Raw genomic sequence first — 22565 nt, 5'->3', positions numbered from 1 at the left:
TACAATTTATAAACGTCTTCTTCTTTGTTTTATTCGAATTGGTTTATTGTTTTCATGCTGAGGGTATTGGTTTTTATCATATGAAGACTCATCATATTCTAGATTTTCTATTTCGAGTTCGGTTATTTCTGGTTCTATTTCCTTTGTAAGTAAATTCATATCTTCATTATCATTTTGTTGATAATTGTCATTTTCATAGTCGTCATTTTCTTCATTGATTTCTTTTTCATTTTCTGAAGTGCTATTTGATGTCATGTTGTTTAATAAAGGCATAAAAGTTTCTATTAAACTGCTAAAATCCATGTTATTATTTTCGGATGATTCATTGCTTTTTTCTGAATTTTGATTTGAATTAAATTGATTAGCCATAGTTGATAAAATGTCATTAAAGTTTCCGTTTTTAAACATTTCCATTGCCATTTCTGACATCATTTTTTCCATATTGTTTGATAAAAGTGGTTTTGCTACCATTTTTCCTATTGGAATATTACCATTTTTTATTAATGCACTAACTTTATCCATGGCACTGCTTCCGGATATTGGTTCAATTGGTGCGTAATTTTGGGCTCTATTAAGAAAAGAGTACATTCCTAATAAAGTGCTCATTTTTTCAAAAGTTGGTAAATATGTATTTACTTTTGATACTGTTTGTGTTGATGCTAGAGGTGCAGTTACTCTGACAAAACTTATAAGATTTTCTATACTGTGTGGATCTGTCAACAGACCAGATGTTATACCTCTAGTTGCACCGGATAGTTTAGAAATCATTCCGGAAGCCTTGTTATTACTAAAAAGATATTTTGCAGCCATCGCGTATAATAATATTGAAATTGGAATAATATCACCTTCTTATTACAAACATTTAGATTATTATATTTTATGCCTTAACCCAAATATTGTTACTAATACCTATTATCTACGTACGAATTAAGTGTAATTTATTTTATAAGAGAGCATATTATGTATTATGGAATGGAGGTATATTATGGCAAATATTTTTAAAAATTTTGATGACAAAGATATAAACAAAATTACTGAAAGTGAAGAATTTAAAAAGGCAGCAAATGATAGCAATGTAAAAGATTTTGTTAATAACAAACAGTTTAAAGAATTTAAAGATAAATATAAGGGTAAATCTGATGATGAAATTCTTGAAGAAGCTAAGAAATTTAGTAAAAAATTAAAGGAACAGTATGGGGAAGAAGAATATAACAAAAAACTTCAAGATCTTAAGAACTTTGAAATGTTTTTAAATCCAGAACAAAAAAAGAAAATGAAAAAATTTTTGGATAATTTAAAATGATATAAATAAGTAAAAGAGTGAGGTAAACACCTCGCTTTTTTTCAGATTTAGGAAAACTAAAAATAAAGGTTTACATAAATATGCAATCAAAACAAAATACTGCATAAGTATAATATGTTTTTGGGTTATCATTACAGTCGCTTTTTCGCATAAATTTGCACTGTACGCATAAACAGTACATGAAAACGATATCCGTCTTTCGAGCTATTCCAATGCAATGTTTGAATTAAATCAAAAAATAAGAAATGTTGTATAATTGGCAATTGTGAATCGTTTGCATTTAGGCGATAAATACACATGCAATAATAAAATTAACATAACATGCATAATTAAATAATATTTGACAATTTATATATATTCAACTATAATATATGAATAAGTAATACCAATATTTACAATTTAATTAGGAGGGACAATTAAAATGAAAAGATTTATTAGTATTTTATTAGTACTAACTATGGTTTTAAGTTTGGCAGCATGTGGTCAAGAAACAGATGCTCCAACTGACGAAACACCAGTTGACGAAACACCAGTTGAAGAAACTCCAGGTGAAGAAACTCCAGCAGGGGAAACACAAGCTGAAGCTTTCGAAGGCAAGGTTGCTATTGTTACCAATACTCTATCTCAAAATGAAGAGGAGTATCGTTCAGCTCAATTAATGGTTGAGAAATATGGTGAAGATAAGATTGAGCATGTATTATGGCCAGATAACTTTATGACTGAACAAGAGCAAATGATAAGTATTATTACAAAAGTAGCATCTAATCCAGAAATAAAAGCTTTAATTATTAATCAAGCTGTTCCTGGAACTAATGCAGCTGTTGATAAATTATTGGAAACTCGTGATGATATGTTTATTGCATATTGTGCTCCTCAGGAAAATCCACCTGATGTTGCAGATAGAGCGGACTTAATTTTACAACCAGATGAATTGAAAATGGGTGTAAATATTCCTAAACAGGCACAAAAAATGGGTGCTAAAACATTAGTTCACTATTCATTCCCAAGACATATGTCAGTTGTTCTTCTTTCACAAAGAAGAGAACTTATGATTGAAACTTGTGAAGAAATAGGTCTTGAATTTGTTGATGCAACAGCTCCGGATCCAACTGGTGATGCAGGTGTTCCTGGTGCACAACAATTTATATTAGAAGATGTTCCAAAGATGGTAGATAAGTATGGTAAGGATACTGCTTTCTTCTCAACTAACTGCGCAATGCAAGTTCCGTTGATTAAAGCATGTGTTGATGCCGGAGCAATTTATCCACAACCATGTTGTCCTTCTCCATATCATGGATTCCCAACAGCTCTTGGAATAGAATCATCAGGATTTGACGAAAACAGTATGCAGCATGTAATTGATGAAACTACTAGAATACTTGATGAGAATGGTGTTTTAGGAAGATTTTCAACTTGGCCAGTACCAGTTGCTATGATGAATACAGTTTCTTCAACTGAATATGCAATTAAATGGATTAATGGTGAAGTTGGTGAAGAATTAGAACCAGACGTTTTAGCTGATTTAATGACTGATTATGCTGGTGTTGCAGTTGAAACAAGTCCTTACATAGAAGAAACAGCTGATGGAACTTCAGTAGAATATCCAACATTTAGATTGGTTATTATGGACTTCTTGACTTATGGTGAATAATAAGCAATTAAATTAATGAAAAAAACAATGTAATTAAATTTATAGTTGGGAATGCTTCAGAATTTCTTTGTACAGGAACTTCTGTCACATTCCCTTTTACCTGATTATCATCAAGTTTTAGAAGTGATTAACGATTCTGAAGAAACTTGAATTTAGAATAATAATCTTATTACAAAGGAGGTAATAATTTGAGTGATAACCTTCTAAGCTTAAAAAATGTTTCTAAAGAATATTCGGGAAACAAAGTACTAAAAAATATAAATATAGAGCTGAAAAAAGGTGAAATACATGCCCTAATTGGGGAAAATGGTGCTGGAAAATCAACATTGATGAATATATTATTCGGCATGCCTGTTATCCATACTACTGGTGGTTATGAAGGTACAATAGAAATAGATGGGGAAGCTACTCATATAAAATCACCACATGATGCTATGGCCTGTGGTATAGGTATGGTGCACCAGGAATTTATGTTAATCCCGGGATTTACAATTTTAGAAAACATAAAGTTAAATCGAGAAATTACAAAACAAAATATTGTAAGCAGTGTTTTAGGTAAGAGACTTGAAACTCTAGATGTTAAAAGTATGAGCAAAGATGCAAGAAAAGCATTAGATACTCTAGACATGAATATTGACGAGTTTTTACCTGTGGCTGGGTTGCCAGTTGGACATATGCAGTTTATTGAAATTGCAAGGGAAATTGATAAAACTGGAATTAAAATATTAGTTTTTGACGAACCTACAGCAGTTTTAGCTGAAGCAGAAGCTAAAAATTTATTGGCTGCAATTAAAAAGCTTTCACAAAAAGGAATTGGAATAATTTTTATTAGTCATAGGCTTGATGAAATAGTGAATGTTGCAGATACAGTAACTGTACTTAGAGATGGGGAACACGTTGCCACGAAAGCAATTAAAGATACAAACAAAATCGAAATAGCTCAATTAATGATTGGTAGAAAAGTTACAATCGAAAGAGATGAAAGTATTGAAAGAAATGTTTCTGATGAAGTTATTTTGAGTATTAATGATTTACAGGTAGCGATGCCTGGTGAAAGAGTTAAGGGTATTGACTTAGAAGTTAAAAAGGGAGAAATACTTGGCATAGGTGGATTAGCTGGACAAGGTAAACTTGGTATAGCTAATGGTTTAATGGGCGTATTTCCTTCAAAGGGTGAAGTTGTCTTCGATGGTAGTCCATTGAATTTAAACAGTCCAAAAGCTTCTGCAAGGGCTGGATTAGGTTTTGTTAGCGAAGATAGAAAAGGTATAGGTTTATTACTTGATGAATCTATAGAGTTAAATATAGTTTTTAATGCAATGCAGATAAATGATAATTTTTTAAATAAATATGGTCCTTTCAGTTTTAAAAATTCTAAAGAAATAAGGGAACATGCTCTTAAATCAATTAAAGATTTAGACATTAGATGCACATCTTCACTTCAAAGAACAGGAAGCTTGAGTGGAGGTAATCAACAAAAGGTTTGTGTAGCAAGAGCTTTAGCATTGAATCCTAAGCTTTTATTGGTTTCTGAACCGACAAGAGGCATAGATATAGGTGCTAAAAAACTTATTCTTGATTTATTATTGAGACTTAATACAGAGTATGGAATGACAATTATTATGACATCTTCTGAATTGGCTGAATTAAGAAGCATATGTGATAGAATTGTAATAATATGTGAAGGTAAAGTTGAAGGCGTTCTTCAACCAAATGCTTCAGATGCTGATTTTGGTTTGATGATGTCTGGAAGCCAAAGAAATGATACGGAAAGGAGTGAAGCATAATGACTCAAGTAGATAAAAAAAGTAGTTCATTTTTAAAAGATATAGTTAGTAAAATTGGGTTACCAACAATTATAATTGCTGTATTTTGGGTAGGACTTCTTATTTCCGGAGGATTTTTAGGAATTTCTATGGCTACATTATTGAGTGATACATTGAAAAGGGCTGGAATGAATGGTGTTTTAGTACTTGCAATGGTGCCTTCAATCCAATCAGGTACAGGACCAAACTTTGCTTTACCAGTTGGAATAGTATGTGGTTTGTTTGCAATAGTTTGTTCTATTGAATTAGGATTTACAGGTCTATCTTGGTTATTAGTTTCAATTTCCTTTGCAATACTCCTTGCAAGTGTTGTAGGATATTTGTATGGTAAACTTTTAAATGCTGTTAAGGGTTCAGAAATGACAATAGCAACATATACGGGATTCTCAATAGCTGCTTTTATGTGTTTGTTTTGGCTTATGCTTCCATTTAAACATCCTAATATGCGCTGGTTTATGGGAAAAGGTTTAAGAGAAACAGTACAATTAGACGTTATAGGAGCAGCGCAGATCTTAAATAACTTCCTTAGATTTGAAATAGCTGGTGTTATAATACCTACAGGGTTACTACTGACTTTCTTGTTCTTCTGTTTATTGTTTTGGATTTTTTCTAAGTCGAAATCAGGTATTGCAATATCGGCTGGTGGATCAGGTCCGAGATTTTCACAAGCTGCAGGTATAAATATAAATAGAAATAGAATTTTAGCAAATGTTATATCAACGATATTTGGAGCAGTAGGTATAATAGTATATTCTCAAAGTTATGGATATGCACAGTTATATAATGCACCATTAATGATGGCATTTCCTGCTGTTGCAGCAGTTTTGATTGGTGGCGCTACAGCTTCTAAAGCAAAAGTATCTCATGTTATAATAGGTGTAATATTATTTCAAGGATTGTTAACAACAGCTTTACCAGTTGCAAATCAAGTGTTTGCCGGAACAGATTTATCTGAAATAATGCGTATGGTAATTCAAAATGGTATAATCCTTTATGCTTTAACACAAGTAAAAGGAGGCGACAAATGATGAATAATGTTACTGGTGAAAGATTGAGAGTTCAAAAAAAATCAGAATGGATGTTAAATAATATTGTAACAATTATATTTATTGTATTTACAATATTTGGTTTTTTCGTTTCAGATGGAGTATCAGTTAATTACTTTTTAACTGAACTATCTAGTAGATTTTTTAGAAATGCATTTTTAGTATTGTCATTGATAATACCAGTTGTTGCTGGTTTAGGATTAAACTTTGGTATTGTTGTTGGAGCTATGGCAGGTCAAATCTCTATAGCAATAGTTAGATATTTTGGTTTAGGCGGATTTTCAGGATTGATTCTGACATTTTTACTTGCCTTACCTATAGCTGGTATATTTGGTTATTTTACAGGTCTTTTATACAATAAGACAAGAGGGCAGGAAATGATAGCCAGCTTAATAGTTGGATTCTTTGCTAATGGGATATATCAGTTTTTATTCCTATTTGTAGTAGGTATAATTATTAAAGTACCATCAAGTCATCCTATGATAAAACCTGATGGTGTCGGTGTAAGAATGACTGTTGACTTAGTTCCTGTTGAAGATGGTGGACTTAAGTACGCATTAGACAATATAATGGAAATACCATTTATGTGGGCAGTGTTAATGATTTCAGTAGTAGTGCTAGGGTTGCAGATTTTAAGGGTTACTAGAAATAAAAATAAATTAGTTAATAAATCAAATAATTTTATGACAATAATAAATTTTGTTATATGTATTATATTAATGATAATTAGTATACATGCTATCATTACTGAATCAAGTCTTATGATGGTAAGAGATGTACCTGTAGTAACTGGTTTGTTGATTGTAGCTTTATGTATATTTAATGAATTGATTTTGAAGACCAAGTTAGGTCAGGATTTTAGAAGTGTTGGGCAAAGTCAGCAAATAGCTGAAGTATCTGGTATAAATGTAGATAGAACAAGAATAATTGCTACTATTATGTCTACAGTTTTAGCCTCATGGGGACAAATTATGTTTTTACAAAATATGGGGACTTTAAATACATATAACGCCCATACGCAAATAGGTATGTTTTCAGTTGCATCAATATTAGTTGGTGGTGCTTCTACGCAAAATGCAAAGGTAAGCAATGCACTGTTAGGTACAATACTATTTAATTCGATGTTTATAATGTCGCCTGAAATAGGTCAATCATTATTTGGTAATGCATTGTTAGGTGAATATTTCAGAACGTTTATGGTTTACGGAGTAATAGGTCTTGCATTAGGATTACATGTATGGAGATCGAATAAAAAAGGTAAGATAACATTAGACGGAGAAGAATAATAAAATATATATCAATGTAGAATAAAAGATGGATTTGAGTTTCAAACTCAAATCCATCTTTTAAATTTATAATAACATTTCAATTATCATTCTATAACTTGCATAAATTTTAACTGAGTAGTATAATCAGAGAAACTTAAAGTTTGGAGGAAATAAATGAAAGATAACATATTGATTTTAGCAATAGAATCATCCTGTGATGAAACAGCTGCAGCTATAGTTGAAAATGGCAGAAATGTTTTATCAAATATAATATCATCTCAAATAGAAATACATAAGCAATTTGGTGGTGTTGTGCCAGAAGTTGCTTCTCGTAAACATATAGAAAATATAAATCAAGTAGTACAAGAGGCATTAATAGAAGCTAATATAACTCATAATGAGATAGATGCAATTGCAGTTACATATGGACCGGGTTTAGTTGGAGCTTTATTAGTAGGAATTAATTTTGCGAAAGGATTATCTTATGCTTGGGAAAAACCTTTAATTGGGGTTAATCATATTGAAGGTCATATATGTGCCAATTATATTGAAAATAAGACATTAAGACCTCCATATATATGTCTTGTTGTATCTGGAGGCCATACAGATTTAGTTTATGTTAAAGATTATGGTGAATATGAAATAATGGGTAAGACAAGAGATGATGCTGCTGGAGAAGCCTATGATAAAATAGCAAGAGCAATAGGTTTTGGTTATCCAGGAGGTCCACTAATTGATAAAGCAGCTAAAATGGGGAATAAAGAGGCAATTAAGTTCCCAAGAGTTGTAATTGATGACGATACGTTGGATTTTAGTTTTAGTGGTTTAAAATCAGCCGTTTTAAATTATATTCATAACAATGAACAAAAAAATATTGCTGTAATTCCGGAAGATATAGCTGCAAGTTTTCAAGAAGCTGTAGTAGAAGTACTTGTATACAAAACAATGAAAGCAGCTAAATTGAAAAAATGTAAAACTATAGTATTAGCAGGAGGGGTAGCATCTAATAGTCGATTAAGAGAGTTAATGCAAAAAGAATCTACTAAGCATAATTATGAATTTACTAAGCCGTCATCAATTTTTTGTACTGATAATGGAGCGATGATAGGGAGCGCAGGATATTATAAATATTTAAAAAGTGAATTTGCTAATTCATCATTAAATGCAACTCCGAATTTAAAACTTGCAAAATAGTAAACACAAAAATAACAAAAAGTTATCAACAGTTGTGGATAAAGCTGTTGATACAGTAATATAGCAAAGAAGTTATTCACAAGTTATTAACAATAGGTGGATAACTTCTTTTAAATTTCTTGAATTTCGGTCCACTTTTTATATAATTCATCTAATTCCATTTTTATTATGTTTAATTTTTCATTTATTTCTATAAATAAATTTTTGTCGTCATATGTCGAAGGTTGACATAATGCAAGTTCTAATTCAGAAATTTTATATTCATGCATTTCAATTTGTTCTTCTAGGACTTTCAAATTTTTTTCTTGTTGCTGTCTTTCTCTAATCAATTCTCTTTCTTTTTTTTTCTCTGCGTTGATTTGAGTTTTAGTTTTTGTCACTTCTAAATCTTCTTCAACTTCATCAAGCTCAGCCTTTTTTTCAAGATAATAATTATAGTTACCTAAGTATTCGAAAATTCCATCATTAGACATATCATATATTTTATTTGCAACTTTATTTAGAAAATATCTGTCATGTGATACGACAAGAAGTGTACCTTCATAATTCACTAATGAATCCTCTAGTACTTCCTTTGAATCTATATCTAAATGGTTTGTTGGTTCATCCATCAATAAAAAGTTAGCTTTTGAAGTCATGAGCTTCAAAAGTGATAATCGGCTTTTTTCGCCTCCGCTTAAGTCACCAATAATTTTATATAAATCATCTCCAGTAAATAGAAATTGTGCCAACATTGTTCGTATGTCATAATAATTAAGCATAGGATTGTCGTCCCATATTTCATCAATAACTGTTTTATCATTGTTTAAATTAGTTTGTTCCTGATCATAATATCCAATGTTTACATAATGACCCAATGTCAATTCACCAGAATATTCATCTATTTTTTTAGCAATTATCTTTAATAATGTAGATTTACCGATACCATTTGGACCTATTATTCCTACTCGGTCTTTTTTAAATATACTCATATTTATATTTTTGAAAATAATATGTTCACCAAAACTTTTTCCCAAATTGTTCACCTTTAAAACATCTTGACCGCTTTTAAGCTTTGGTGTAAACCTTAATTTAACCTTCTTAGATTCAATATTAGGTTTGTCCATCCTTTTTATTTTATCTAAAGTTTTTTGCCTACTAAATGCTTGTCTAATATTCCTTTTGCTTCCATAGGAGTGGAGGCGTTTAATCATTTCTTCTTGTTTTGCTATCTCTTTTTCATATTCATCATATTTTTTTGTTTCTAATTCAATTTCTATTTTGCGTTTATTCATAAATTCTGAGTAATTTCCATTATATGATTTTAATGTTTTGTTTTCCATTAAAAATATTTTATTAACAGTATTATCAAGAAAATATCTATCATGAGATATTATAATAACTGTTCCTTTAAAGTCTTTTATATATTTTTCTAACCATGATATGGCATTAATATCTAAATGGTTTGTGGGTTCATCTAATAATATTATATCAGCTCTTTCTAATAAAAGCTTTGCAAGCATAACCCTGCTTTTTTGTCCTCCGCTTAATAAATTAATAGGCTGATTAAACTCAACTTCTGAAAAACCAAGTCCTTTTAGTACACCTTTAATTATGCTTTTATAACTATAACCATCAGCTTCTTCAAACCGTTCATTCAATTTAGCATAAGTATTCATTAAAGTTTCAAGCTCATTAGAATCATCTTCTTCTGTAAAAGTACTAATTTTATTTTCTAAATTACGCATATCTTGTTCTAGTTTTATAAGTTCACTAAAAATAGTGAGCATTTCATCTATTATGCTTTTGTTACTTTCTATTGTAGTATTTTGCTTTAAATACCCAAGTTTTTTACCTTTTGCTTTAAAAATGGTACCAGAATCTGGTTCTAAATTTTCTGTTAATATATTAAATAATGTAGTTTTGCCTGAACCGTTCAGTCCGATTAATCCTACATTTTCATTATCATTTATAGTAAAAGAAATATTTTCTATTATATTTTCAACTGTATAAGCTTTCGTAACATCATTACAAGATAAAACTATCATTTAAACAGTCCTTTCTATATTTTGAATAAGTTTATTGTATATAATTTTATATTTTAAATTTGACTATTTGATTATATCAATTTTATTGATACTTATCAATTGCATTATAACGATGTATAAAGATAAGCGATTTTGTATGAAACTACTTACAAAATATAATCGTAGTTAATTAATAATTGCTCTTACATAATAAAAGTAAAGTATCATAAATGTTTAAAAGAGAATTTATTAAAATTCTCCTTGTATGTTCATTCATTTCTTCTTTTCCAAAGTAAATAATGTTATTATTATCTAACTCAAAAATAACGTATTCTAAATACTTTTTATAATCTAATTCAAATTCTTGGGATAAGCTTTTCGGGAGGTCAGTTACACCTAAAATAAAATCCGTTGAAACATCAAAATATTTGGATATTTTAATTATTAATTCAATTCCTGGTTTTCTTTTGCCACTTTCATATAGTGAAACTGTTGATTCTGAAATGCCAAAGATTTTACTAAATTCTTTTGCGGTGAGTTTGTTTTTAATACGTATTTGACGAATCCTCTCATTATAATTCATAATATCGCCAACTTCCTTTTGCAAATTGATTACAAAAAGTCACCTCATAACTTTTTGAGTGTTAATCTAATTATAATGTAGACTTTGATAAAAAACAACAAAAAATTGCAAAAAGTAAATATATTTGATAATTATTGACAAAATGCAAAGTATGTTTTATTATTTAATAATACAATATAAGTTTTTTTATATAGAAGAATTGAATATTAATACGGGGGGTATTAAATTGGAATTCATCGTTGATAATTATCTTAGTATATCTAATTTTGAGTTATTATTGAATTATATTCATGAAAACACAACACAAGATGAAATTTATAATAAGCATCTATTAATTACTATAATTGGATGTATCGAAGGAAATATACAATTGGAGTTGCAAAATAATTCATTCCATATGTATTTCAATGGATATAATATTGATGGTAAAGATAAAATAGATTGTGATAATTACATTTTGTCCAGTATTTATAATAATATAAAAGTTAATAGTGATTTAAATGATTTTATAATTAAATATTTTGACTTATGGCATGGACATAATGAGAATTCAGATTTTCTTTATGATAAGTATCATAAGGACTATTTAAAAGAAAACTTTCAAATATTGTTATATGCTATAAAAGAAGATATTAAAAAGGCAGGGAATATTAAGGATAATGATAATTTAAATAAATATCAATTATTGTTAAATGATTTAATTGATAAATTTTGCAGAAATTAATTAAAAGGTATTGACATAAGTAAAAAATTAGTATAAAGTACTTTCTAATAAATGAATATTTACTTCTTATCAAGAGAGATGGAGGGAGCGGCCCTTTGAAGTCTCGGCAACCTACAGTTTACTGAAAGGTGCTAATTCCGACAAAGTATAACTTTGAGAGATGAGGAGATGATTATATTAATCCTCTCTTCAAGGGGATTTTTTATTTTGCTGTGCAAGAAGCGATATTCCTTTAAATATAATTTATTCAGGGAGGAAATATGAAAAGTAATTTTAAAAACATTGAATCTAAATTAGTGCAATCTTTAGAAGAATTTGAAGAAGGGGAATCTAGAGTATATCCATTAATCCAAAGTACTACTTATAATTATAAAGATCCAGATTATGTTGCTGGTTTATTTGATTTAACTGAAACTGGACATATGTATTCAAGAATTAGCAACCCAACTGTAGCTGCTTTTGAGAATAAAATAGCTCAATTGGAAGGGGGTGTTGGAGCTGTAGCTGTTTCTTCTGGGCAGGCTGCTACAACGATGGCTATATTAACTATTTGTAACTCCGGTGATCATATAGTTGCTGCTTCTACAATATATGGAGGAACTTTTACATTACTAGCTTCAAGTTTGAAGAATTTAGGTATTGAAACAACTTTTATAAATCCAGATAATACAGAGGATGAAATAATAGCTGCATGTAAGGAGAATACAAAGGCAATTTTTGCAGAAACAATAGGAAATCCAGGGTTGAACATATTAGATTTTTCTAAATTTTCTAAAATAGCTATAAAAGTAGGTGTTCCTTTAATAGTTGATAATACAATAGCTACACCATATTTATGTAGGCCGTTTGAATATGGTGCTAATATAGTTGTACATTCGACTACAAAATATATTGATGGTCAAGCTACAGCAGTTGGTGGAGTAGTAGTTGATGGAGGAAATTTCGATTGGAATAATGGAAAGTTTCCAAATATGGTTGAACCTGATCAAAGCTATCATGGACTAAGTTATTTTGAGAAATTTAAGGAAACTGCTTATATAACTAAGGCTAGAACCCATATATTAAGAGATTTTGGTTCTACTATGAGTGCGTTTAATGCTTTTATATATTTGAGAGGACTTGAAACTCTTCATATCAGAATGGATAGACATAGTGAAAATGCATTAAAGATAGCTGAGTTTTTAGAAAATCATGAAAATGTTCTATGGGTTAATTATCCAAAGTTAAAAAGTAGTTCTTATTTTGAATTAGGAAATAAATATCTTCCAAAGGGTGGAAGTGGAATAATCTTGTTTGGAGTCAAAGGTGGAGCTGAAGGTGGAAGACAGTTTACTAAAAAGTTGAAATGGATAAATAGTGTAGTTCATTTAGGGGATGTTAGAACATGTGTACTTCATCCTGGTAGTACAACACATAGACAGCTGTCTGAAGAAGAACAAATAGCAGCAGGAGTTATGCCTGAAGCAATAAGATTAAATGTAGGAATTGAAAATATAGATGACATTATAGCGGATTTAGAACAAGCGCTTAAATAAGTGTCACGGGACGCATACAATGCGTCCCCTACAATATGTATGCATTGCATGCATACCGCAGAACGTTACGACCCCAACGTAGGGTATGCATTGCATGCATACCGCGACACGTCCGCACCCGCGACAAATAGAAAGGAGCATATATGCCAGTTATAATACCAACAGAACTACCTGCTTACGATATAATGAAAAATGAGAATATTTTTGTCATGAATAAAAATAGAGCTGAAGGTCAGGATATTAGACCCTTAGAAATTGCTCTTGTAAATCTTATGCCAACGAAAATTGAGACAGAAACTCAATTTGTAAGACTTTTATCAAATTCCCCAATACAAATAAATGTTGAATTTGTTCATACCGTAACTCATAAAGCAAGGAACATTTCTGAGAGCCATATGAATAATTTTTATAAGAATATTAAGGAAATAAAATATAACAAATATGATGCTATGATAATTACTGGAGCGCCTGTTGAGTTAATGGAATATGAAGAAGTAGATTATTGGGAAGAAATAAAGGAAATATTGGATTTTTCTTTAACAAATGTAACTTCAACAATGTATATATGTTGGGGTGCACAAGCAGCTCTTTATCACTTTTATAAACTACAAAAAAAGATGCTTAATGCTAAAATATTTGGTGTATTTGAACATGAAAAAAAGCATGAAACTTGCATGCTTTTAAATGGTTTTGATGATATTTTTTATGTACCTCATTCTAGGCATACAGAGGTAACTAAAGAAGATATAAAATCAGTTAGTGAACTTGCTATATTAGCAGAATCTAAAGATGCTGGAGTTCATATTGCTACTACGGATGACTACAGTAAAATTTTTGTTATGGGCCATTCTGAATATGATTCATTAACTTTGAAAAATGAATATGATAGGGATGTTAGTCAAGGTAAATCAATTAATATACCTATTAATTATTACCCTGGAAATGATCCAACAAAATCTCCTTATGTAAAATGGAGGAGCCATGCTAATTTGCTTTTTAAAAATTGGATTAACATTATTTACCAAGAAACACCATTTGATATAAACGAAATTGGAGGACATCGATAATTTGTTTACGCCGAAGGGGGACATAGGTCACCCTAGCGTCGTTGCGAAGTGACTCTTTTTATATGTTATAATTGAGTTAAAGACTATGTATTTAAAAAAAAGACTTGTTAACTACTAAACTATTGTATAAAATAGTATAGAATGAATTTTTTAGGAGGAATTTATGGGAAAATTATTTGGTACAGATGGAGTTAGAGGTATTGCGAACAAGGATTTATCAGCAGATTTAGCATATAAATTAGGTCGGATTGGAGGATATTTTCTTACAAAAGGAAAAAGAAGACCCAAAATGGTGGTAGGAATGGATACACGAATATCTGGAGATATGCTTGAAGGGGCATTGTCAGCTGGTTTAAATGCAGCTGGAATTGATGTATTGTATCTTGGGATTTTACCAACTCCTGCTGTAGCGTGTATGATAAGGATATTAGATGCTGATGGCGGGGTTATGATATCTGCATCTCATAATCCTGTAGAATATAATGGTATTAAGTTTTTTAATGAAGATGGATTTAAATTAACAGATGAAACTGAAAATTCAATAGAAGAATATATATTAAATGATTTAGATATAGATTATATACCAACTGCTGGAGAAGTAGGCAGAAAAATAAAAATTGAAAATCCTGTTAGAAAATATATGGATTATTTAAAAGAAACTATTGATGTAGATTTTAAAGGACTTAAAGTAGCTGTTGATTGTGGGAATGGTGCTGTTTATAAGGCTGCTCCAGAACTTTTATATGAACTAGGTGCTCAAGTATATGTAATGCATAATGATCCAAATGGTATTAATATTAATGTAAATTGTGGGTCAACAAACACTAAGGAAATACAGAAACTAGTACTGGAAACAGGAGCAGATGTAGGATTATCTTTTGATGGCGATGCTGATAGATTAATAGCAGCTGATGAAAACGGAAATATTGTAGATGGGGATCATATTCTTGCCATTTGCGGTATTCATTTAAAAGAAAAAGGACAATTGAAAAATAACGCTATTGTTGGTACAGTTATGACTAATATGGGACTTGACTTATGTTTGAAAGAGAAAAATATTGATATAGTTAAAACGAAAGTTGGAGATAGATATGTTCTTGAAGAAATGTTAAAAAACCAGCATCCCTTAGGTGGAGAACAATCTGGTCATATAATTTTTTTAGATCATAATACTACTGGAGATGGATTATTAACAGCAATTCAGATATTAAGTATTGTTAAGGAAAAAAATACAAAACTTTCAAAACTTTCATCAGTTATGAAGGATATGCCACAAATTCTTGTTAACGCTTCAGTAGTTGAGGAAAAGAAAAATGAATATTTATATGATGAAGTTATTAAGAATAAAATTGAAAATATAGAAAATCATTTTCATGGAACTGGTAGGGTTTTAATAAGACCATCAGGAACAGAACCCCTAGTTCGGGTAATGATAGAAGGTCAAAATCAAGAAGAAATAGAACGTTATGCAAATGAACTGGCAGAATTATTAGAAGAAAGATTAAAATAGTAATAGATTAGAATATATAAGTAGTAGTTGAGCTTGTTTTTTAAAAATTAAAAGGTATTTGCATATATGGTATGTAGATGGATCTTTCTTTTGGCTGATAATAGACAACTATTGATTTCAATTTAAAATTAAGATAGGGAGATAATACTTTTCCTGCCCTTTCATTAATTGCATTAATATCTATATGTTTTTTCGGACGTTGTTTTGCAATAGTTAAATGCGGTATAAATTCTCTATTTTCTTTTTGAATATTCAATCCTTTATAAATGCTTTCATGTAAGTCTATGAGATTAGGAGAATTAACGTTAACAAATAAAACCCTATTTCCAAATTGTCCTAGTTTATTTAGTTCAATTTGGAAGGGTTTAGTTTTATTACAGATATCGATAACCTTATTAATAAATATGTCATCATCTGGCAATGCAGGTGGTGGAATTAATGTTATATGAGGTTCAGTCGTAAAAAATCTACATTCTGCACGTAACATTTCAATTTTAGTTTTGTATTTTAGCGGAATTTGAATACCGATGAAATATTTCATATAAATAATCCTTTCTGTGATATACTAATATAGTATAAGTTATAAAAAAAGTCAAGATATAAAATTATATTTTAATCAAGAAAATTTATTTTTTTACGGTGAATTATTATGGACTATATGGATTTTACGGATTTTACAAATTTAATTTTAAAATATGTTGAGCAAGGTGGTCCTTTATTAGGGATTGCCTTTCCTATAATAGAAGCATTTTTACCATTTTTGCCATTAGTAGCATTTGTTATAATTAATGTTAGTGTTTTTGGATTTTTTGCAGGATATATTTACTCTTGGATTGGTAATTGTTTAGGCTCATTTTTCTTATTTTTATTTCTTAGAAAAGTAGGAGGAAAAAGAATTGAGAAAAGAATTAATAAAAGTAAATATAAAGGTACTTTAGAAAAAATAAAAAGAAAAAATTTTACTGTGCTTTTTTTCTTTTATTGTTTTCCTTTTACTCCTTCTTTTTTAATAAGTGGAGCGGCTGCATTGACTAATATGAGTACTAGATTGTTTTTAATAACATTATTACCTGGAAAGTTTGTTATGTTGTTGTCCCTAGCATTTATTGGACAAAATGTAAGATCATTTTTTTATAACCCAATAAAGTCAATCACATTTATAATAATTATAATTATTATAAATGTGATTAGTAAATTTGTTCTTGAAAAATATGAAAAATATCATAGAAATAGTTAGTTCAATTTCTTTTTTACGTTGTTTACTAAGCGCATTGATTTAGGATTATTTAGTTTTTGAGATAGCTCGTAAGCAATGTCAAAGTGTTTTTTTGCCTCTATTAAATTATTTTTCTTAATATTAATTAATGCAGAGTAACACTCTGCCATATCTCTACCCCAAATGGCTCCAAATTTATTAAATAATTCAATTGATTTATTTATATATATCTCTGCTTCATCATATTTTCCCTTTTCATATAAAATTTGTCCTGCATTAGAATAGAAGATTTCCATTCCTTTTAAAATTCCATTTTCAGTACACAAATCTATAGATTTCTTAAAGTAATCTAATGCAGAATCATATCTTTTTAAGTCCTTATTCATTTGACCAAGATAATTATAGCATGCAGAAATACTTAAATTATATTTATTATTTATGTTATTTAAACTTGAGAATATATTTATTGACTCATGTAAAAGATTAGTTGCTTCATCATATTTTTTGATTTTAATATAATATAGGCCTTTTAATCTTAGAATTATACCTCTTTCTTCGATATTATCATTTTTTTCTAACAAATTAAGACTTTTGTTAATATATTTAAACATTACTGGAATATTGTTTATCTGTATACTATAAAAAATCATTTGTTTATAATTGCTTAACAAATAAATATTATTATCAAGTTTTTCAGCTATTCGCATACTGCTATCAATATTTTTAAGTCCTTTTTCATACTCTCCTTTTGTTATATAATACCTACCAGATAAATAAGTAATTTCCATTTTAATTTTGAAATATTCTGTATCATTTTGATTCAGAGTATTTAGTTCATTTGATATTTCTAAAAGATTTTTTTCTACATTAAATATACTATTGAACTCAGTAGCGTTACTTGAATCTGAAGTAAAGACAGGGTATGTTTCATGATATATTGTATAAAAATTTGTTAAGTTTTCTACTTTGTATTTTAGGTATTTAAATTTATTACCACATTTATTAAAATGGTATATTAAATTAGTATATAAATGTTTATTACCTGAAGATTTGAAACGTTCTTCAAAATAAAGTGCTATTTTTTCATGTAATATTTGTTTTTTACCTACAGATTGATTATCATAAATATATTCTCTTATTTTTTGATGAGTAAAGCTATAAAAAATCTCTTTTTCTGTGATTATTTCTCTTACTAAATTTTTTTCTTGTAAGGATTCGATAATATCGAAAATTTGCAATTCATCATAAGGAAGTAGCATTTTAAGAAAGTCAATACTGACCTTATCAAAAAATAAAGATATATTATTTAAAACTAATTTTTCATTTTTTGTTAAATCTACAATTCTGCTTTTAATAATATTAGTAGCTTTAGATGATAACTCTTTAGTATAACCCTTTTCTTGTATAACTTTTAAAAGTTCAATTAAAAATAATGCATTACCTTCAGTATCATTATATATATTACTTAAAAAATCGCTGTTAGATTCCATATGAGGGAGGTAATCAGAAACAATATTTTTAACATCATCAAAAGAGAATCTTTTCAACATTATTTTTATAATCAAATCTCGATTAAGTAAGGGTGTAATAAATTTAGATAAATTGTTTTCATAATCATCTCTATATGCACCAATTAAAATAATATTGTTATTTTTAAAATGAGTAATTATATTTAGTAACAGAATTTTACTCATTTTATCCATCCATTGTATATCATCAAAAAAGATTATAATTTTTTTCTTTTCCAATAGTTTTTCAAATAACTGAAAAATTGCTTCAACAGCTAATTCGTATCTTGTAGTGTCAATTTGTTCAATATTATCAACGCTTTTACTGCTTAGTTTTTTATTAAACGAAGGAAATACATAACTTATAACTTGCTCTTGAGCGGGATTAATATAAATTTTATTATCTTTTACATAGTTTCCAAGAATTTTAAATATATTATGCCAAGGTTTAAGGAAAAAGTCTTCTTCAGCGTTATAACAAGTAGATTTTAATATAATATTTTTAGTTTTATCAATTGAAAATATTATTTTGTTTAATAATGCCGTTTTACCAATGCCAGCTTCGCCTGATATTAACATGGAAGAGCCGTAATTATTGTAAAAATTATTTAAGTTATTGTTTATTCTATAAAGTTCATTATATCTACCATAAAAATAAGATTGTGAATTTTTTGAAAATACAGATGAGTCTTTTAATTTTAATATTTCTTCAAACATTTTTTTTGTATGTATTTCTGGTTCTATATCTAATTCATTTTTCAAGGTATCAGTTAAATCATAATATAGTTTTACAGCTTTATTGTAATCTCCGGATAATGCGTAAATTTTCATTAAATATCTATATGTTTTCTCGTTGAAAGGGTCATTACTTATTAATATATTGCTATACTTTTGGATACTTTTAAAATCTCCCATATTTACGAGTTCATTGACCTTTTCAGATATAGCTTTAATATAGATGTTTTTGAAATCATTTTTCTTTTCCAACATCCAACTTTCAAATTCATAGCAATTTTTAATAGTAAAATTATCTAAGAAATCGCCGTTATATTTATTAAGAATGTTAGAAAGTGTTATATCATCAGTGTCAATAATTATATTAACTTTATTATTAAATTCTATAATAGATTTTGATATAGATGAAAATAAATTGTCGCAAAGTGTTTTTTTAATTTTATAAATAGCATCTCTTAAATTTTTCCTAGCAGTTTTTTCATCATTATCTGCCCAAAAAATATTTATAGCTTCTTCTCTAGTGATTTTTTTATTAATGCAAACATAATAAAATAAGCCCTCTGCTTTTTTGTAAGGGAAATATACTTCTTCATCATTTAATTTTACTATCGGAGAACCAAGTAAATTAACAATTATAGTATTCATGTGCACCTACTTTTATATTTTTAATTAATAATATACTTTATAGTAAATTAGGGGTATAATTATTCCGCCTCCAATGAAATTTCCTATAGTAACGGGTAATAAATTATTTATTAAAATATTTACCCAAGATATAGAAGAATCAAAAATTGCGCCCATTGGTAGAAAAAACATATTTGCAATACAATGTTCATAACCACATAAAACAAATAGTAATATTGGAAACCAGCAACCTAAAATTTTACCAGAGGTATCTTTTGCTGATGTTGCAAACCAAACTCCTAATGTAACAAGTATGTTACATAGTATTCCTTTAGTTAATGCTTCAACAAATGGCATAGAAATTTTGGCTTTTGATAAAGCAATAATAGCATTTATTAATGATTGATTACTATAAACCCCTCCATTATAGATAAGATAAACTATAATTAATGAACCTATGAAGTTACCTAAATAAACAAGTACCATAGTTTGCAAATAATCTTTAACTTTAATTTGTTTATGTACAAGACCAAATGTCATTAAACAATCTCCAGTAAATAATTCTCCACCTACGATTACAATAAGCATTAAACCTATTGGGAAAATCGCTGCTCTGAGGAAGGTGTTATCATATGCAGTCATAAAACCTTGAGCGCCAAGAGATATAAAAACTCCTGCCATAATACTCAATAATAGTTTTTTTCTTATAGACATGGAAGTTTTATTTAATGAAGAATTGATAAGAGCTTCAGTAGTTTCTTTAGGTGTTAAACAAATATTACTCATTTCTTAACCTCCTTTAAAGAATTAATATTTTTCTATGTACAATCAATACTATATAATGATATATTATTATTAAGACAAAATCAAATGGTATTAAGCAATTTATGTACAATATGAAAATGATATCTGTAGACGTTTTTTAGACGGCTATTATATATCATAGAAAAAAATATACTTTAGGAGGCTTTTATGTCAAAAAAATTCTTAAGCGACATCGAAATCGCTCAACAAGCACGTATGGAAGTAATTAATAATGTATGCGATAAATTTGGTGTGCCTAGTCAATATGTAGAGAATTACGGTAAGTACAAGGCAAAAATCGACTTTAAATATTTACAGAATGAATTAAAAAATGAAGAAGACTCTAAATTAATTCTTGTTACTGCAATTAATCCTACTCCTGCTGGTGAAGGCAAGACAACAACTACAATAGGATTAGGAGATGCATTATCAAAATTGGGTAAAAAAGCAGCAATAGCTTTGAGAGAACCGTCTTTAGGACCTGTATTTGGGGTTAAGGGTGGAGCTGCAGGAGGTGGTTATGCCCAAGTTATACCAATGGAAGATATAAATCTTCACTTTACTGGAGACTTCCATGCTATAGGTGCAGCAAACAATTTATTAGCAGCAATGCTAGATAATCATATTCATCAAGGTAACAAGCTAAATATTGATACTAGAAAAATAGTATGGCGAAGAGCAGTTGATATGAATGATAGACAGTTAAGAAATGTTATTGATGGTCTTGGTGGAAAAGCTAATGGAGTACCTAGAGAAGATGGTTTTGACATAACTGTTGCTTCAGAAGTAATGGCCATATTCTGTCTTTCAAACGATATATTAGATTTAAAGGACAGATTATCAAAGATTGTTGTTGCATATAACAGAGATGGTGAACCTGTAACTGCTGGACAGTTAAATGCTCATGGCGCAATGGCTGCTTTGTTGAAGGAAGCTATTAAACCAAATATTGTACAGACTTTAGAAGGAACGCCAGCATTCATTCATGGTGGACCTTTTGCAAATATCGCCCATGGATGTAATAGTGTTATAGCAACTAAGATGGCTAGTAAAATAGCAGATTACACTATTACTGAAGCAGGTTTTGGAGCAGATTTAGGAGCTGAAAAGTTTATTGATATAAAATGCCGTATGACAGGTTTAAAGCCAGATGCTGTAGTTATTGTAGCAACTGTAAAAGCATTAAAGTATAATGGTGGTGTTTCTAAATCAGACTTAGGAGAAGAAAATATTAATGCACTTGATAAAGGATTACCAAATCTTTTGAAACATGTTGAAAACATAACTCAGGTATTTAAATTACCTGCAGTTGTAGCTATAAACAAATTTCCAACAGATACAGATGCTGAGTTAAATTTAATAAAAAGTAAATGTGAAGAATTAGGCGTTAATGTATCTATTTCTGAAGTTTGGGCAAAAGGTGGAGAAGGTGGAATCGACCTTGCAAATGAAATATTGAAACTTACTGAAAATAAAAGCAACATGGAATATGCATATGATTTAAAATTATCTATTAAAGATAAAATTAAATCAATTGCTAATAAACTTTATGGTGCAGATGATGTAGAATTTACATCGAAAGCTAATAAAGAAATTGCTAATTTTGAAAAATTAGGTTTTGATAAATTACCTATATGTATGGCTAAAAATCAATATTCATTAACAGATGATGCAAAAGTTTTGGGAAGACCTACAGGATTTAATATAACAATTAGAGATTTAACAATTTCTGCTGGCGCAGGATTTATTGTAGCTTTAACAGGAGATGTAATGAAAATGCCTGGTTTGCCTAAAGTACCTGCTGCAGAAAAAATTGATGTAGATGTTGATGGAAAAATAACAGGATTATTCTAATATAGATTAAAAAAATGCACTGGAAAGTTTCCAGTGCACCTTGCCTCTTAAACAAAAAAATTATGCCTTGCGGCATAATTAAAATATTTATAAAAAACAAGGGGGAGAGGG

The 22565-nt window shown here is 29.1% G+C and carries 18 protein-coding genes and 1 riboswitch; of the genes, 12 read left to right on the top strand and 6 right to left on the bottom strand.

Annotated features, from left to right (window positions below; genetic code table 11):
• Positions 1–6: 6 nt before the first annotated feature.
• A complete protein-coding gene (locus tag U8307_RS02835) occupies positions 7–768 on the bottom strand; it encodes a hypothetical protein (RefSeq protein ID WP_326910052.1) in 762 nt (253 codons plus the stop codon).
• 217 nt (positions 769–985) lie between these two features.
• Between U8307_RS02835 and U8307_RS02830 the strand changes: the two genes are divergently transcribed.
• From U8307_RS02830 to tsaD, 6 genes are all read left to right on the top strand, one after another.
• Positions 986–1303, top strand: a complete 318-nt coding sequence (locus U8307_RS02830; RefSeq protein WP_326910051.1) for a hypothetical protein — start codon at positions 986–988, stop codon at positions 1301–1303.
• A gap of 421 nt (positions 1304–1724) precedes the next feature.
• Positions 1725–2954 (top strand): DUF3798 domain-containing protein, encoded by a 1230-nt coding sequence (locus tag U8307_RS02825; RefSeq protein ID WP_326910048.1) that lies wholly within the window; start codon positions 1725–1727, stop codon positions 2952–2954.
• Positions 2955–3142: 188 nt separating this feature from the next.
• The gene (locus tag U8307_RS02820; RefSeq protein ID WP_326910046.1) at positions 3143–4741 is read left to right on the top strand and encodes a sugar ABC transporter ATP-binding protein; all 1599 of its coding nucleotides are present in this window, start codon (positions 3143–3145) and stop codon (positions 4739–4741) included.
• Positions 4741–5808 (top strand): ABC transporter permease, encoded by a 1068-nt coding sequence (locus U8307_RS02815; RefSeq protein WP_326910044.1) that lies wholly within the window; start codon positions 4741–4743, stop codon positions 5806–5808. Before U8307_RS02820 ends, U8307_RS02815 begins: the two co-directional genes overlap by 1 nt.
• Positions 5805–7112 carry an ABC transporter permease subunit gene (locus U8307_RS02810; RefSeq protein ID WP_326910042.1) on the top strand — a complete coding sequence of 436 codons (1308 nt, stop codon included), beginning with the start codon at positions 5805–5807 and terminating at the stop codon, positions 7110–7112. Before U8307_RS02815 ends, U8307_RS02810 begins: the two co-directional genes overlap by 4 nt.
• A 156-nt stretch (positions 7113–7268) precedes the next feature.
• A complete protein-coding gene (gene tsaD / locus U8307_RS02805; RefSeq protein ID WP_326910040.1) occupies positions 7269–8288 on the top strand; it encodes a tRNA (adenosine(37)-N6)-threonylcarbamoyltransferase complex transferase subunit TsaD in 1020 nt (339 codons plus the stop codon).
• 110 nt (positions 8289–8398) lie between these two features.
• Here the strand turns inward: tsaD and U8307_RS02800 are convergent, their stop codons facing one another.
• Entirely contained in the window at positions 8399–10315 is a 1917-nt protein-coding gene (locus U8307_RS02800; RefSeq protein ID WP_326910038.1) for an ABC-F family ATP-binding cassette domain-containing protein, read from the bottom strand.
• 169 nt (positions 10316–10484) lie between these two features.
• Positions 10485–10877 (bottom strand): helix-turn-helix domain-containing protein, encoded by a 393-nt coding sequence (locus U8307_RS02795; RefSeq protein ID WP_326910036.1) that lies wholly within the window; start codon positions 10875–10877, stop codon positions 10485–10487.
• Between the two features lie 226 nt (positions 10878–11103).
• On the opposite strand from U8307_RS02795, the gene U8307_RS02790 reads away from it, so the two are divergent.
• The 4 genes from U8307_RS02790 to glmM all read left to right on the top strand — a co-directional run bounded on the left by U8307_RS02790 (position 11104) and on the right by glmM (position 15713).
• On the top strand, positions 11104–11601 hold the full coding sequence (locus U8307_RS02790) for a hypothetical protein (RefSeq protein ID WP_326910034.1): 498 nt from the start codon (positions 11104–11106) through the stop codon (positions 11599–11601).
• A gap of 63 nt (positions 11602–11664) precedes the next feature.
• Positions 11665–11768: riboswitch (SAM riboswitch) on the top strand.
• A gap of 93 nt (positions 11769–11861) precedes the next feature.
• Complete coding sequence (locus U8307_RS02785) at positions 11862–13136, top strand: O-acetylhomoserine aminocarboxypropyltransferase/cysteine synthase family protein (protein WP_326910032.1); 1275 nt, start codon at positions 11862–11864, stop codon at positions 13134–13136.
• 143 nt (positions 13137–13279) lie between these two features.
• Positions 13280–14203 (top strand): homoserine O-acetyltransferase MetA, encoded by a 924-nt coding sequence (gene metA / locus U8307_RS02780; protein WP_326910030.1) that lies wholly within the window; start codon positions 13280–13282, stop codon positions 14201–14203.
• Positions 14204–14366: 163 nt separating this feature from the next.
• Positions 14367–15713 (top strand): phosphoglucosamine mutase, encoded by a 1347-nt coding sequence (gene glmM, locus U8307_RS02775; protein WP_326910028.1) that lies wholly within the window; start codon positions 14367–14369, stop codon positions 15711–15713.
• A 40-nt stretch (positions 15714–15753) separates the two neighbouring features.
• On the opposite strand, the gene U8307_RS02770 is transcribed toward glmM, so the two are convergent.
• Positions 15754–16254, bottom strand: coding sequence for a 2'-5' RNA ligase family protein (locus U8307_RS02770; RefSeq protein WP_326910026.1), 501 nt, complete (start codon positions 16252–16254; stop codon positions 15754–15756).
• Between the two features lie 108 nt (positions 16255–16362).
• On the opposite strand from U8307_RS02770, the gene U8307_RS02765 reads away from it, so the two are divergent.
• Positions 16363–16950, top strand: a complete 588-nt coding sequence (locus tag U8307_RS02765) for a TVP38/TMEM64 family protein (RefSeq protein ID WP_326910024.1) — start codon at positions 16363–16365, stop codon at positions 16948–16950.
• Here the strand turns inward: U8307_RS02765 and U8307_RS02760 are convergent.
• Positions 16947–19817 carry an AAA family ATPase gene (locus tag U8307_RS02760; protein WP_326910023.1) on the bottom strand — a complete coding sequence of 957 codons (2871 nt, stop codon included), beginning with the start codon at positions 19815–19817 and terminating at the stop codon, positions 16947–16949. The two genes, U8307_RS02765 and U8307_RS02760, sit on opposite strands and share 4 nt — an antisense overlap.
• Before the next feature lie 24 nt (positions 19818–19841).
• Positions 19842–20582 carry a formate/nitrite transporter family protein gene (locus tag U8307_RS02755; RefSeq protein ID WP_326910021.1) on the bottom strand — a complete coding sequence of 247 codons (741 nt, stop codon included), beginning with the start codon at positions 20580–20582 and terminating at the stop codon, positions 19842–19844.
• 186 nt (positions 20583–20768) lie between these two features.
• Between U8307_RS02755 and U8307_RS02750 the strand changes: the two genes are divergently transcribed.
• A complete protein-coding gene (locus U8307_RS02750; protein WP_326910019.1) occupies positions 20769–22454 on the top strand; it encodes a formate--tetrahydrofolate ligase in 1686 nt (561 codons plus the stop codon).
• The last annotated feature ends 111 nt before the right edge of the window (positions 22455–22565 follow it).

This window comes from Sedimentibacter sp. MB31-C6 (assembly GCF_035934735.1).
GTDB lineage: Bacteria > Bacillota > Clostridia > Tissierellales > Sedimentibacteraceae > Sedimentibacter.
Note: the sequence above shows the minus strand (reverse complement) of the source record. Positions and strands in the feature narration are given on the sequence as shown.